The sequence below is a fragment of the [Clostridium] fimetarium genome (assembly GCF_900111235.1).
Classification (GTDB): Bacteria; Bacillota; Clostridia; order Lachnospirales; family Lachnospiraceae; genus Clostridium_N; species Clostridium_N fimetarium.
The window spans coordinates 79,594-94,984 of record NZ_FOJI01000006.1 but is presented as its reverse complement, the minus strand read 5'-3'; the positions used below and the strand labels follow the sequence as shown (position 1 = coordinate 94,984).

Below are 15,391 nucleotides of genomic sequence, written 5' to 3'. Positions count from 1 at the left end.
TTATTAGAATTTAATATTCAAAACAGCTGCAAGTACAATAAATCCTATAGCAAGAAACTTAGTAAACTTTACAAGTTTTCCCTCTATTGAACGACCTTTGTTTTTGCCCCAATAAGTATCTGCGACACCATTAATAGCTCCTGAAAGCCCTGCTGACTTACCTTCTTGCATTAAAACGATTACTGTTAATGCTATACAAATTAAAATAAAAATACCTATAATTATTAATCTTACAATATCTGCTACTGACATACATACACCTCCTATAATCCACATAGGATTGATTGTACCACAAGTTTTTCCAAATTTCAATTTATTTTTTAATAAGGAGTGATTTTCCTGTCATTTCCTTTGGTTGTACTAACCCCATTATTTCAATAAGTGTTGGTGCAATATCTGCAAGACACCCACCTTCTCTAAGTTTATAAGCCTCATCATAATTGACAAGAATAAATGGTACTGGGTTCGTCGTATGTGCTGTAAAGCTTCCACCTGTAACATAATCAACAAGTTGCTCCGCATTACCATGATCGGCACATATAAACATTGTCCCATCAACTTCTTTAATTGCTGCAACAGCTCTTCCAACGCAAGCATCTACTGTCTCTACCGCTTTGATAGCAGCCTTTTCGATTCCAGTATGACCAACCATATCTGCGTTTGCAAAATTTATTATAATCACATCATATTTGTCTGCTTTGATTGCTTCAACTAATTTATCACATACTTCAATAGCACTCATCTCAGGCTGTAAATCATAGGTCGCAACCTTTGGTGATTTTACAAGAATTCTATCTTCTCCCTTGTTCGGCTCTTCAATACCACCGTTGAAGAAAAATGTAACATGCGCATATTTTTCTGTTTCTGCAATTCTTGCATCCGTTTTATTGTTAGCTGCAAGGAATTGACCAAATGTATTAGAAATTGCAACCTTTTTGAATGCTACAGACTTATTCGCAATTGTGATATCATATTCTGAAAAACATACAAACTTGGTTAGCTTTCTTGCTCCTCTTTCAAATCCAGCAAATGAATCATCACAAAACGTTCTTGTGATTTCTCTAGCTCTATCTGGTCTAAAGTTAAAACAAATAACAGAATCATTATCTTTAATTGTTGCAAGTGGTTTTCCATCTTTTTCTACAACTGTTGGAGCAACAAATTCATCTTGCTTACCAGCTTCATAAGATTTTTCAACTGCAGCTAAAGCATTTTCCGCTTTTTCGCCTACACCGTTTGCCATTGCATTGTATGCAAGTTCGACTCTATCCCATCTGTTATCTCTATCCATTGCGTAGTAACGTCCCATAACGGATGCAATCTGACCTACGCCAATTTCTTTCATCTTATCTAATAATTGAGCAACAAATTCTTTCCCTGAATCAGGAGCAGTATCACGTCCATCAAGAAAAGCATGAACATATACATTATTAAATCCTTCTTTTTTAGCAAGCTCAAGTAATGCATATAAATGAGTATTATGACTATGAACACCACCATTAGATAATAATCCAAATAAATGTAAATCAGAGTTGTATTTCTTACAATTTTTAATTGCAGCAAGTAGCTCTTCATTGTTAAAAAAATCGCCATCTTTAATTTCTTTCGTAATTCTTGTAAGTTCTTGGTATACAATTCTACCAGCACCCATATTTAGGTGACCAACTTCTGAATTACCCATCTGACCATCTGGAAGTCCAACTGCTAAGCCACTTGCATAGCCTTTTACATATGGATAGTCCTTCATAAGATTATTAATAACTGGAGTCTTTGCATTTGCAACGCAGTTTCCTCTTTTTTCATCATTCAAGCCATACCCATCAAGTATCATTAAAACTGTTGGTTTCTTGTTCATAACTTTTTTCTCCTTAAGTTCTAAATTTATTTATAATTTACCACATCGCCGAATTCAGGTTTAAGACTGACACCGCCAACCAATCCACCATCTATATTATGCTTTTTAAAAAGTTCTTTTACATTAGCAGATGAAACACTTCCACCATATAAAATACTAATTATTTCAGCCGTTTCTTTATCGTAAATTTCGCTAATACATGCTCTTATTGAGGCACATACTTCTTCAGCTTGATCTGACGTAGCAACTACGCCTGTACCAATAGCCCATATTGGCTCATATGCTATGATAGCTTTTTTTGCCAAATCATCACTAACATTTCTAAATGCATTTTTAATTTGTGTTGTAATATGATCTATTGTAACTCCAGCTTCTCTTTGTTCTAAAGTTTCTCCACAACAAACAATTGGAGTGATTTCATATTCAAATGCTTTTAATAATTTTTTATTAACAATTTCGTCTGTTTCATTAAAATATTGTCTTCTTTCAGAGTGTCCTATAATTACATATTTTACTCCGATATCTTTTAACATTGATGCTGATATTTCACCAGTGTATGCACCGCTTTCTTCAAAGTAGAAATTTTGAGCGCCAATTCCGATTTTCGTGTCTTTTACAGCATCCACGGCTAACATCAATGATACATATGGTACACAAAATATAACCTCTACATCATCATTTTTAACCAATGGTTTTAATTTCTCTATCAAATCAATCGCTTGACTTGGAGTCGTATTCATTTTCCAATTTCCTGCAACAATCTTCTTTCTCATAACTAAATCCTCCTAATATAAGCCATTATTTGCTTATTATTTTATAATACATATTCGTTTTCCCTTTAAATTCAGGTAATTATATCATTATCATTTTTCTAGATTCAAATTATATTGATTGTAAATTTATATAGACAAAAACTAATATTCTGAACCTGTGTTATTGTAATTATAACACAAATCCAGAATATTATTATTTAATACTATTTATCATTTGCAGCTAAAACGCCTGGAAGTTCTTTTCCTTCAAGGAATTCAAGTGATGCGCCACCACCAGTAGAAATATGAGTCATCTTATCACCAAAACCCAAATTATTAACTGCTGATGCAGAATCACCACCACCGATGATTGTAATAGCATCGATTTCTGATAATTTTTTAGCTACTGCAATTGTACCAGTTGCAAAGTTAGGAAATTCGAATACGCCCATTGGACCATTCCATACTACTAATTTTGCATCTGTTAATGCATTTGTATATAATTCACAAGTCTTTGGTCCAATATCAACGCCTATATCATCAGCTTCCATTTCTCCTGATGCAACTATTTTGATTGGAGATTCATTTTTAAATTCTTTTACAGTTACTTCATCGATAGGAATTAAAAATTGAACGTTTTTCGCTTTCGCTTTTTCCATCATCTCTAATGCATATGATAGATAATCTTCTTCAACAAGTGATTTACCAATATTTCCGCCTAAAGCTTTACGGAATGTATAAGACATACCACCGCCAATGATTATTGTATCAACTTTATCTAACAGATTATTGATTACAGAAATCTTTGATGAAACTTTAGAACCACCAAGTATTGCAACAAATGGTCTAACTGGATTGTTTACTGCATTTCCAAGGAAATTAATTTCTTTTTCCATTAAGTATCCAACGACTGCGGTATCAACAAATTTTGTAACTCCAACATTTGAACAATGTGCTCTATGAGCAGTACCAAATGCATCATTTACAAATATATCACAAATAGAAGCAAGATCTTTGCTAAATGCTTCACCATTCTTTGTTTCTTCTGGTCTAAATCTTGTATTTTCAAGTAAAACTACATCGCCATTCTTCATTGCTGAAATTGCAGCTTTTGCATTTTCGCCAACCACTGAATCATCTGGTGCAAATTTTACTTCTTGACCTAAAAGTACAGTTAATCTCTTAGCAACTGGTGCTAATGAAAATTCTGGACTTGGTCCGTTTTTTGGTTTGCCTAGATGTGAGCAAAGAATAACTTTCCCACCATCTTTAATCAGTTTTTTGATTGTTGGAAGTGCGGCTACAAGACGATTCTCATCTGTGATTTTTCCATCAATCAATGGAACATTAAAATCACATCTGACCAATACTCTTTTACCCATTACGTTGATATCATCTATTGATTTTTTGTTAAGCATTTAATAAATACCTCCATCTCTTATTTATATTACATTTAATATTACTCTTTATATTGTTTTATCCATTTATAAAATTCAAGGCCCGGTCCTATAGTCTAACCTACAAGAGCGGACCCCGAAAGATTAGGACCTTTTATTTGAAATTACAATTAAGCTAATTCAGAGAAATACTTAATTGTTCTAACCATCTGGCTTGTGTATGAATTTTCGTTATCATACCATGAAACAACTTGAACTTGTGTATCACCATTAGGTAATTTAGATGCCAAAGTCTGTGTAGCATCAAATAAAGAACCAAATCTCATACCAACAATATCGCTTGATACGATAAGGTCTGTATTATATCCAAATGATTCATCTGCTGCTGCTTTCATTGCATCATTGATTTGATCTACTGTAACTGCGCCTTTAACAACTGCGATAAGAATTGTAGTTGAACCTGTTGGAACTGGTACACGTTGAGCAGAACCGATTAATTTGCCCAATAATTCTGGGATAACAAGACCGATTGCTTTAGCAGCACCTGTTGAGTTAGGAACGATGTTAACTGCAGCTGCACGAGATCTTCTGAAATCACCGTTTCTTTGTGGTCCGTCAAGTGTCATCTGATCTCCTGTGTAAGCGTGAATTGTTGTCATAATACCTGATTGGATTTTAGCTAAATCATTTAAAGCTTTAGCCATTGGTGCTAAACAGTTAGTTGTACATGAAGCAGCTGAGATAACTGTATCTTCTGCTTTTAATATATCATGATTTACATTGAAAACAACTGTAGGAAGATCATCACCAGCTGGTGCAGAAATAACAACTTTTCTTGCTCCTGCTGTAATATGTGCCATAGATTTTGCTTTTGAAGTATAGAATCCTGTACATTCAAGAACAACATCTACACCGATTTCTCCCCATGGAAGTTCTGCAGCGTTTGCTTTTGCATAGATTTTGATTTCTTTTCCATCAACTGTAATTGAATCTTCACCAGCTGTTACTTTATCAGCTAATGCATATTTACCCTGTGATGAATCATATTTTAACAAATGCGCCAACATTGCTGGGCTAGTTAAATCGTTAATTGCTACTACTTCGTATCCTTCAGCACCAAACATTTGTCTAAATGCAAGTCTACCGATACGTCCAAATCCGTTAATTGCTACTTTTACTGACATAATTATAATTCCTCCTAGTATTAAGTATAATAAAATTTTCTAAAGATTGTTAATTTATAATCAACCTATTACATTCTACATAATTTACGAGGAAATTTCAAGTCTTATTTCCCTTTTTTTTCAAATTATATAAAGTAATGTGATAAATTTAAGCTTAAGAGCAATATATTGCATATTTATTATTATCATATTTTTTAATTATATACTGAATCTTTTTTTAAGTTGATTTATCGTAATTTAAATATAGGACCACACTTTTGAAACTATTAATCATATATTTTTCTTTACATTCTATATATATTGCATTTATATATTGACATATTTTGTTAAAAATCATAAAATTAATTTTATATATATATTACATTGATTTCAGAAAATATAGGTGGATTTATTATTAAAGTCTAGTAGTTTAACTACATATTCTACTTCTCAAATTATGTATCCATAATGGTTCCAAACAAAAAATCAAAGTACTGCATTTCAAAATTCAAAATACTAATAGAAAAACACTTAAGGAGAAATGATTTTGAAAAATTTAAGAAAGATTTTAAGTTTATTTATGGCATTTGTTTTAGTCAGCATGGTTACGCAAAGTACGTTTGCAGCTGATTCATCTATTCGTCTGACCTATGACGTCACGAACGATGGTATCGTAGATATTTTTGATATACTTGCAATACAATATCATATACTAGGAACTACTACCCTATCGGGTGATAATCAAATAGCTGCAGATACTAACAATGATAATAATATTGATATCTTTGATATCCTTAATATTCAAAGAAGTATATTAGGCACAACGAACACTAACACCATAGATACAAGCGATGGAACTATTGTAACTTCTTATTCAGGACTTTTAGCAGCTGTTACTCGAGTGCAACAAAGTGGCGGTGGTAAAATATATGTTGAAGGAACAACTATTTCTTGCACTGGACAGATTTCACTATCTGGCTTAAATTCAAACATTTCAATCATAGGAGTTCCAAACAGTGATGGTACATATCCTGTACTCGACTTTAGTTCTTTCCGCTCAAGTTATATTGACAAAGCATCCAGTGATAGCCAAGTTGGAGTTAGAATCACAGGAAGTAATTATACGATCAAAAATTTGATTATTGAGAAAGCGCCTGATAATGGAATACAAATCAAAGGAACCGCTGCAGGCAACAATACAATCTATAATTGTATTACACGTTATAATAATGATGCAGGCCTTCAAATAACTAGTGGAGCATATAGCAATACAATCAAATCTGTCTATAGCTACCGCAACTGTGACGTATATACATTAGGCGGAAATGCAGATGGGTTTGCACCTAAACTTGGAGCAGGTATCGGAAACACATTCTACGGCTGCTATTCTTGGGAAAATTCAGATGATGGATGGGATTCATATGATAATAAAGACGTATTAACCTATGATTTATCATACGAGCAGTGTGCTTGCTGGAACAACGGTGATCCAACCGTATTTACTGGCCTATATGATTTTAATAAAGGTGCTGCATTAGATTCAAATCTGTTATTAGTTGAATTAATTAATGCTAAAGATTCAACTTTTGCTACTCTATATGCAAGTGGTACATTTACACTGCCAACAAGCAGTTTTATAGTAACATCTGCATCTACCGTTGCTTATAGTCCTGCAAGCTGGGTTAGCAATTATAAAGGTAATTCAAACGGTTTCAAATTTGGTTCTACCTATACTACCAGTAGTTGTGTAAGAACGATAAAGAACTGCCTCACATTTGGTCATAAATCAAAAGGCTTTGATAATAACAATAGTGCTTGTACAGCATCCTTTACGAATTGCGTTGCCTTTGACAATGCTTATAATTATAATATTTTACCATTTACACTTACAGCATTCAGTAATATACGAGGGTTTTCAGGTAGTTCAGCAGATAAATTACCAAGTGGATACAGCGTAACTGCTCCAACCACAACAGTTCAGTCAACGACAAGAAGTACAGTTACAGCAACTGTTAATACCATTAACACAAAATGTAAAAGTAACATTATACCAGGTGAAATTTACTTTAATATTTATTAAACAGGTAATTTGTATTATTTAACTGCAAGGGACGTTGCGCAAGCTAACGTCTCTTGTTTATTTTAATATTTGACTATAAAATCGGATTAATCTATAATACAAACAACTAACTATAAATGAGATTTTTGGAGGTGCTTTTATGAATCAATTTTTAAATTTATCTGATTTTCATCTACATACCTATTTTTCTTCTGATTCAAAATCAACTCCCGAAAGTATGGTCACAAAAGCGATAGAACTTGGACTTTCTTCAATATGTTTTACAGATCACAATGACTTTGATTATCCATCAGAAAATGGAAATGTAGAGTTTTTATTAGATTTACCCTCTTATATGAAAGAAATGATTGAACTGAAAGTCCACTATGAAGGTATTTTCCCTATATACATTGGTCTAGAACAAGGACTTCAAAAGCATTTAGCACCAATAATTAATAATTTTGGCAACGAATACAATTTTGATTTCATTATTGGTTCTTCTCATCTTGTAAATGGTACTGATCCATATTTCAAGAGTTATTGGGATGGAATTACGATTAAAGAAGGGATTGCGCAATACTTTCTAAGTATCCTAGAAAACATAAAGGTTTGTGACAAGTTTGATGTTTATGGTCATATTGATTATATTAAAAGATACATCCCTGATAAGAATTTCGTTTATAAATATTTAGATTATTCTGACATTATTGATGAGGCATTATCACTTTTGATTCAAAAGGGAAAAGGCATTGAAATGAATACCTCAGGATTTAAATATGGCCTAGATCAAACTCATCCTAGTAGCGATATCATAAAAAAATACAAAGAATTAGGTGGTGAAATCATTACGATTGGTTCTGACGGACACAAACCAGAACATTTGGCGTATGCTTTTGAAAAAGTCCCTGAAATCCTGAAGTCTAGTGGTTTTGACTACTATACAATTTTCAAAAATAGGAAACCTGAATTCATTAAAATTTAGGTAAGGATTTGCTCATTCGTTCAAATTCCAAGCTTATAATACAAAATCTCGCTGACCTTATCGTCCGCGAGATTTTGTGATGTAATGTGTATTTTAAATTGAGATTTATAGGATAGTTCCTCCACCAAGTACATAATCGCCATCATAAAAAACGACTGCTTGTCCTGGTGTTATAGCTCTTTGCTTTTCATCAAATATGCATTCTACTGTATCGTCGTCAACCAAATTAATTGTACAAGCTCCACCAGCATGGCCATATCTAATCTTAGCTTTAACACGCATTGGCCCTTCTAACTTTTCAACAGACATAAAGTTCAAGTTATTTGCATAGAGTTTTTGTGTAAATACATCTTCATTTTCACCTAATACAACTTCGTTCGTTTCCGGACAAATCTTGGTTACAAATACAGGATGTCCCAAAGCAATTCCTAACCTTTTTCGCTGTCCAACTGTATAATGAACAATCCCTTTATGTTTGCCTAAAACTTCACCTTTTGAGTTGATAAAATTCCCTGGCATGCTCTTAATATTCGTTTCTCGTTCTATAAATCCTGCATAATCATCATCTGGAACAAAACATATTTCCTGGCTATCTGGCTTATTTGCAACCATAAGGCCTATTTCTTGTGCTATTTTCCTTATATGATCTTTTTCATATTCACCCACTGGCATAAGTGTATGTGCCAGTTGATCCTGAGTCAGGTTATATAATGCATATGTTTGATCTTTTGCAGCAGTAACTGAATTTTTAATAGCAAATCTACCATTCGGTAACTGACCGATTCTTGCATAATGACCCGTTGCAATATAATCTGCACCAATATCCAAGCTTCTCTTTAAAAGTGATTCCCATTTTACATAACGATTACATGCTATGCAAGGATTAGGGGTTTTCCCTTTTAAATACTCTGCAACAAAATAATCCATTACCTTTTCTTTGAACTCATTTTTAAAATTCATTACATAATATGGGATTCCTAGTTGGTTAGCTACACGCCTAGCGTCTTCAACGGCGCTAAGACCACAGCATCCACCATTTTCTTCCACTACCACATTGTCTTCATCCTGCCAGATTTGCATTGTTACTCCGATTACATCATATCCTTGTTCTTTCAATAAATATGCTGCTACCGAAGAATCAACGCCACCTGACATCCCAACTACGACTTTTTTCATTAATAATTTTCCTCTTCTACAGTTTCACCGATATCTGATTTGGGTTTCGTAAGACCTTCAATTTTAATATCATTCTTTTCAGCATAATCCCAAAGTGCTGCATGGATTGCTTCTTCTGCAAGTAGGGAGCAGTGTACTTTAATTGGTGGAAGTCCATCAAGTGCTTCCATTACCGCTTTATTTGTAATCTCAAGGGCTTCATTAATCGACTTACCCTTCACTAATTCTGTAGCCATACTACTTGTTGCAACTGCTGCTCCGCATCCAAATGTTTTGAATTTACAATCATTTATGATATTGTTTTCATCAATATCCAAATATATTCTCATGATATCACCACATTTTGCATTTCCTACTGTACCTACACCACTTGCATTTTCTATTTCTCCAACATTTCTTGGGTTTTGGAAATGGTCCATAACTTTTTCACTATACATATAATTTATCCTCCGTCTGGATTTATCTTATTTATTGGTGTTCATAAAATCCTCATAAAGTGGTGACATATTTCTTAGTCTTTCCACAATTTTTTTAATTGTTTCAATTACAAAATCAATATCTTCTTTTGTTGTTTCATCACTCAACGTAAGTCTTAATGAACCGTGTGCAATTTCATGAGGAAGTCCAATTGCTAAAAGCACATGTGATGGGTCTAGTGAGCCTGATGTACAAGCGGAACCACTTGATCCACATATTCCTTCCATATCAAGCATAATGAGTAGTGACTCGCCTTCAATGAATTGGAAACTTACATTGAAATTATTAGGAAGTCTCTTGTACCTGTCACCATTTAATCTAGCATATGGAACTTCTAAAAGTACTCTGTCAATTAAATAATCTCTTAGTTTTATTTCTTCTTCTGTTCTTTCCTTCATATTACCTGTAGCAATTTCAGCTGCTTTAGCCATTCCAATAATACCAGGAACATTTTCAGTACCAGCTCTTCTTTTTCTTTCCTGCGCTCCACCATGTACAAATGAGTGTATCTTAACACCTTTTCTGATGTATAAGAAACCAATTCCCTTAGGGCCATTGATTTTGTGTCCGCTCGTACTTAACATATCGATATTCAACGCATCAACATCTATTGGCACTTGTGTATATGCTTGAACTGCGTCTGTATGAAACAATATACCATTTTCTTTTGCTATCTTACCAATTTCAGCAATTGGCTGAATCGTACCGATTTCATTATTGGCAAACATAATTGAAATAAGGATTGTATCTGGTCTTATTGCTTTTTTCAATTGGTCAAGTTTAATTAAACCATTTTCATCAACATCTAGGTAGGTGATTTCAAATCCTTTTTCTGCAAGATAATCACAAGTATGAAGTATTGCATGATGTTCTATCTTAGTTGTAATAATATGCTTACCCTTATTTCCATAAGCTTCTGCAGTAGCCTTAAGTGCCCAGTTATCTGACTCTGAACCACCGGCAGTAAAATATATGTTTTCTGCTTCTGTATTAATTGTTTTTGCAATTGTCTCTCTTGCCTCAGTAATATCCTTTTTATTATCTGCAGAAATGCTGTAAATACTTGAAGGGTTACCAAACTTTTCTGTAAAATATGGGATCATAGCCTCTAATACTGCTGGTTTTACAGCTGTGGTTGCTGCATTATCCAAATAAATAATTTTTTTCTCCATAGTTTTTCTCCTTTATAAAAATATATTAATAATTTAACATTATTTTCAACGACGTAATAATTCACCTATTGTAATGTGGTCAACTGTTTCATTAATACTATCATTAACCTTTTTCCAAACATACTTGCTTACACATTTATCTTCATCATTACAATCAACTTCATCATTAATTAACGGGCACTCAACTGGATTCAAATTGCCCTCCAGTGTTCGTAAAACATCTCCAACCGATATATTTTCTGCATCTCTGGCTAAAACATATCCACCTTGTGATCCTCTTACACTTTTCACAATGTCTGCTTTACGTAATTTTGCTAACAGCTGTTCCAGATAACTTTCTGAAATTTTCTGTCTTTCAGCAATACTGTTAATGGATACAGGACCTTCTTGACTATTACTCGCCAAATCAATCAATGCTCTTAGTCCATATCTAGCTTTTGTAGACATTTTCATAAGTTTTTTCACCCCTACTTTCAATACCCCACCAAATTAGTCGGGATTTAATTGTTAGTCTACACTTAGGTCATACATATGTCAAGTATATATTTCAAAAAAACGAAAAAAATTAATTTTAAAATACCTATAATATAATATGCAGTCTATCAATATAATGATATATATATTATTTTTTCGGAGATACTATGAAAAGTTCGATTATCCGAGGCACTTTTATATTAACTGTAGCTGGACTAATAAGCCGATTAATCGGCTTTTATTACAGAATATTTCTTTCGAATGCAATTGGTTCCGAGGGAATGGGATTATATCAGCTAGTACTTCCTATTGTAGGTTTGTCCTTTGCAATCTGCGTCGGAGGAATTGAAACTGCAATATCAAAATATGTTGCTACCAGTAGAAATTCTAGCCTTACTTTAATATCTGGCATTATTTTATCCTGTTCATTATCAATTTTTATGACCTTTATCATTTATATAAATGCAGACTATATCGCCACAAATATTTTTCTTAATTCTTCTTGTTCCTATTTAATTCGAATTATTGCTTTCGCAGTACCTTTTATTTGTATTGAAAACTGTATTAATGGATATTACTATGGGCTAAAAAAAGCTGCAGTTCCTGCATTATCTCAACTTATTGAGCAAACGCTACGCGTTGGTATTGTATATTTCATAATCGCATATTTTATCAGCATACATAGACCAATAACAGCAATTGTCGCTACTTATGGGCTAGTAGCCGGCGAAATGGCTTCTTGCATCTTTGTTTCCATCACTTTGATATTCAGAAAGAATTTCAATTTTGTTTTTAATGGAATATTCATGGAAATAAAAAAAATTATAACCATGGCACTTCCCTTATCCGCAAATCGAATATTATTAACACTTCTACAAGGTGGTGAGGCAATTCTTATACCAGCTCAACTTATTGTATATGGACTAAATACTTCTGAAGCTTTAAGCGTATATGGAGTGCTGACAGGAATGGCTTTCCCTCTCATTCTCTTTCCCTCAACAATTACGAACTCTGTCTCTGTCTTCTTGCTTCCTACCGTATCAAAAGCGCAAGCAGACAATAACGCAAAGAAAATTTCATATACCATCAGCAATTCATTGAAATATAGTCTTATAATGGGTTTCTTTTTTACTGCCTTGTTCATTGTCTATGGTGGTCGTATTGGTGCATTACTTTTTCACAATCAAAGTGTAGGATATTTTGTTACGGTTCTTGCATGGCTATGTCCATTCTTGTATATCGCAACAACTTTAGGTAGTATCTTAAATGGTCTTGGTAAAACTACCATAACTTGTATTCAAAATACAATTGGTATTTTAATTCGAATTGTTTTTTTGATCATATTTGTTCCTCATTATGGAATTGTCGGATATATGTGGGGATTACTTTTAAGTCAAGTTTATGTATGCTCTGCGCATATTATCTATATCATTCGAAACTACAAAATTAGTTTTAACCCATTTCATTCTATAATCATTCCAGTTTTATGCGTGATATTATCGATTGGAATCTCTTTAATTGTATATTTTCCATTACGGGAAAGCCAGATTTCATCTGAAATGATTAGACTTTTAATCGGCGCCGCCGTTACAACTCTCTTATATTGTGGATTTTATTATTTCAATTCACCTTTGATGAAAAAGGCAAAAAAATAGGGATAAAATTAGTAAGACCTATAATGTACCCTAGGTTTTCTAACTTATCCCTATTAAAAACACTTATAAAATATTCTTGTATCCTTATTATTTAGATTTTTTTGCTGGTGCTACTGCTGAAGAGATAATAGAGCTAACTTTTTTGTCAGCTTTTGGTTTTTTTTGCTCTCTATTTTTCGGACTTTTGTCTCCCATAATATTCACCTCCAATTGTTATACTAATTATACTCTTTTTCATAAGATTTAGCTAGTATATTTTTTGTAAATTATTACAATTCATCCTTAACTCACCCTCATAAAGTTACCTATTCAAAAAATATATTGCCAAATTTAAATAACCTGCAAACGTAACCCACAACAAATATGGAATTTGAAGTTTCCCTGCAATTGGATTAATTTCATAGAATATTTTGATCATAGCAATAATAGAAATCCATAGGAATATTAAAATCAAAAATGCTAATAAGTATGCCTGCATGTTAAAGAATACCAAGGACCAAAAAAAATTCAACATTAACTGAATTGCATATATTTGTAATGCTTGAACCTTATCCTTGGAATCCGAAATATAGATTAGATATGCAGAAATCCCCATCAAAGCAAACAAGATTGTCCATACAACGGGGAAAATCCATCCAGGTGGAGTCAATGGAGGTTTTACTAATTCTTGATACAAGGACATGCTGTTTTTAGTCAAATATCCCGATAACGCACCGACCCCTAGACTGATTGCAACACTAACGATTAATTCTTTCCACTTAACATTACTAATATTTATTTTCATAACAGCCCTCATTTCTGCGCATCTTCTGCGCACATCTTATTTGTATACATCTTATGAAATATAGATTGTATTTATTCTGAAAGCTGTATTTAAATCCTTACCGATTTCCTTTTTGTATTATATTTTATCACTTAATTTTTTTTCTTATTAGCTCAAAAAATAACTAGCCTTCGATTTGAGTATAATTTCTTATGATCTCACATGTTTTTTCTATATCTTCATCACTATGTGCATTAGAAATAAACATGGCTTCATACTGAGAAGGAGCTTGATAGATCCCATGATCTAACATATATCCAAAATACTTCGCGAAATTTTCAGTATCTGATGTCATTGCACTGTCAAAATCAACTACCTCTTGATTTGTAAAGAATATACTCATTAAGGATCCAATATGATTTACCGAAACCTGATCCCCAAATCTATCTTTTGCCGCCTTTGCAAGCTTGTTTGTCTGTAATTCTATTTTATTATAAATATCTGGATTATTCTTTAGAGTTGTCAGTGTTGAGATTCCTGCTGCCGTTGCGATTGGATTACCAGACAATGTGCCCGCTTGATAAACTGGTCCAATGGGAGCTACCATATCCATGATCTCTTTCTTTCCGCCATATGCGCCTACGGGCATTCCACCGCCTACTATTTTCCCCAAAGTTGTCAAATCAGGAATAACTCCATAATATTCTTGCGCCCCACCAATACTTAAACGAAATCCAGTAATCACTTCATCAAAAATTAACAATGAATTATACTTTGTAGTAATGTTTCTTAAATATTGTAAAAACCCATTTTTAGGAAGTACAACCCCCATATTGGCAGCAACTGGTTCCACTATAATTGCTGCTATTGTATCACCATATTTTTCAAATAGGTCTTCTACGGACTTTTCATTATTATAGTCTGCAATTAGTGTGTTTTTTGTATAATCAGCCGGAACTCCTTTGCTATCTGGCACTGATTGTGTTAACGCTCCAGAACCTGCCTTCACCAACAATCCATCAGAATGTCCATGATAGCAACCTCTAAATTTTACAATCATATCACGATTTGTATAACCTCTTGCAACACGAATAGCACTCATAACAGCTTCTGTTCCAGAACTAACTAGTCTCGTCATCTCCATAGATGGTATTAACTCACGAATCAGCTTCGCTAATATGTACTCATTTTTAGTCGGTGCACCAAAGGTCAACCCATTTTCACAGGCTTTTTGTACAGCTTCAATGACTCCCTTTTCGCAATGCCCTAAAATACAGGGTCCCCATGAACAAACATAATCAATATATTCATTTCCATCCACGTCATAGATTTTTGAGCCCTTTGCTCTTTCTATAAATACTGGAGTTCTATTTACTGCCTGAAATGCTCTGACAGGGCTATTAACGCCTCCTAGAATACAAGTTTTAGATTTTTCGAATAGGTCTTTCGATATTTTTGAATTCATT

14 protein-coding genes are annotated in these 15,391 nt (G+C 33.4%); 3 read left to right on the top strand and 11 right to left on the bottom strand.

The window, feature by feature from the left end; translation table 11 throughout:
* Positions 1–3: 3 nt before the first annotated feature.
* From secG to gap, 5 genes are all read right to left on the bottom strand, one after another.
* Positions 4–252, bottom strand: coding sequence for a preprotein translocase subunit SecG (gene secG, locus BMY18_RS09205; RefSeq protein ID WP_242941000.1), 249 nt, complete (start codon positions 250–252; stop codon positions 4–6).
* A gap of 61 nt (positions 253–313) precedes the next feature.
* On the bottom strand, positions 314–1,855 hold the full coding sequence (gpmI, locus tag BMY18_RS09200) for a 2,3-bisphosphoglycerate-independent phosphoglycerate mutase (RefSeq protein ID WP_092453220.1): 1,542 nt from the start codon (positions 1,853–1,855) through the stop codon (positions 314–316).
* Positions 1,856–1,881: 26 nt separating this feature from the next.
* Complete coding sequence (gene tpiA, locus BMY18_RS09195) at positions 1,882–2,628, bottom strand: triose-phosphate isomerase (protein ID WP_092453217.1); 747 nt, start codon at positions 2,626–2,628, stop codon at positions 1,882–1,884.
* Positions 2,629–2,831: 203 nt separating this feature from the next.
* Positions 2,832–3,989 carry a phosphoglycerate kinase gene (locus tag BMY18_RS09190; RefSeq protein WP_408645053.1) on the bottom strand — a complete coding sequence of 386 codons (1,158 nt, stop codon included), beginning with the start codon at positions 3,987–3,989 and terminating at the stop codon, positions 2,832–2,834.
* A 185-nt stretch (positions 3,990–4,174) separates the two neighbouring features.
* On the bottom strand, positions 4,175–5,188 hold the full coding sequence (gap, locus tag BMY18_RS09185; protein ID WP_092453211.1) for a type I glyceraldehyde-3-phosphate dehydrogenase: 1,014 nt from the start codon (positions 5,186–5,188) through the stop codon (positions 4,175–4,177).
* Between the two features lie 526 nt (positions 5,189–5,714).
* Here gap and BMY18_RS09180 point away from each other — a divergent pair.
* Both BMY18_RS09180 and BMY18_RS09175 read left to right on the top strand, forming a co-directional pair.
* On the top strand, positions 5,715–7,247 hold the full coding sequence (locus tag BMY18_RS09180) for a dockerin type I repeat-containing protein (protein WP_170841364.1): 1,533 nt from the start codon (positions 5,715–5,717) through the stop codon (positions 7,245–7,247).
* A gap of 139 nt (positions 7,248–7,386) precedes the next feature.
* Positions 7,387–8,208 carry a histidinol-phosphatase HisJ family protein gene (locus BMY18_RS09175; RefSeq protein WP_092453209.1) on the top strand — a complete coding sequence of 274 codons (822 nt, stop codon included), beginning with the start codon at positions 7,387–7,389 and terminating at the stop codon, positions 8,206–8,208.
* Between the two features lie 105 nt (positions 8,209–8,313).
* On the opposite strand, the gene mnmA is transcribed toward BMY18_RS09175, so the two are convergent.
* From mnmA to BMY18_RS09155, 4 genes are read right to left on the bottom strand one after another with little or no spacing between them, the layout of a single operon-like run.
* Positions 8,314–9,384, bottom strand: coding sequence for a tRNA 2-thiouridine(34) synthase MnmA (gene mnmA / locus BMY18_RS09170; protein WP_092453206.1), 1,071 nt, complete (start codon positions 9,382–9,384; stop codon positions 8,314–8,316).
* A complete protein-coding gene (nifU, locus tag BMY18_RS09165; RefSeq protein ID WP_092453203.1) occupies positions 9,384–9,821 on the bottom strand; it encodes a Fe-S cluster assembly scaffold protein NifU in 438 nt (145 codons plus the stop codon). Before nifU ends, mnmA begins: the two co-directional genes overlap by 1 nt.
* 27 nt (positions 9,822–9,848) lie before the next feature.
* Entirely contained in the window at positions 9,849–11,033 is a 1,185-nt protein-coding gene (nifS, locus tag BMY18_RS09160) for a cysteine desulfurase NifS (protein ID WP_092453200.1), read from the bottom strand.
* Positions 11,034–11,078: 45 nt separating this feature from the next.
* The gene (locus BMY18_RS09155; protein WP_092453197.1) at positions 11,079–11,486 is read right to left on the bottom strand and encodes an RrF2 family transcriptional regulator; all 408 of its coding nucleotides are present in this window, start codon (positions 11,484–11,486) and stop codon (positions 11,079–11,081) included.
* 188 nt (positions 11,487–11,674) lie between these two features.
* On the opposite strand from BMY18_RS09155, the gene BMY18_RS09150 reads away from it, so the two are divergent.
* Positions 11,675–13,162, top strand: a complete 1,488-nt coding sequence (locus BMY18_RS09150) for a putative polysaccharide biosynthesis protein (RefSeq protein WP_092453195.1) — start codon at positions 11,675–11,677, stop codon at positions 13,160–13,162.
* A gap of 301 nt (positions 13,163–13,463) precedes the next feature.
* On the opposite strand, the gene BMY18_RS09145 is transcribed toward BMY18_RS09150, so the two are convergent.
* Together BMY18_RS09145 and hemL are read right to left on the bottom strand one after the other, a co-directional pair.
* Positions 13,464–13,946, bottom strand: coding sequence for a TspO/MBR family protein (locus BMY18_RS09145; protein WP_092453192.1), 483 nt, complete (start codon positions 13,944–13,946; stop codon positions 13,464–13,466).
* 163 nt (positions 13,947–14,109) lie between these two features.
* Entirely contained in the window at positions 14,110–15,390 is a 1,281-nt protein-coding gene (hemL, locus tag BMY18_RS09140; protein ID WP_092453189.1) for a glutamate-1-semialdehyde 2,1-aminomutase, read from the bottom strand.
* Position 15,391: the final 1 nt, after the last annotated feature.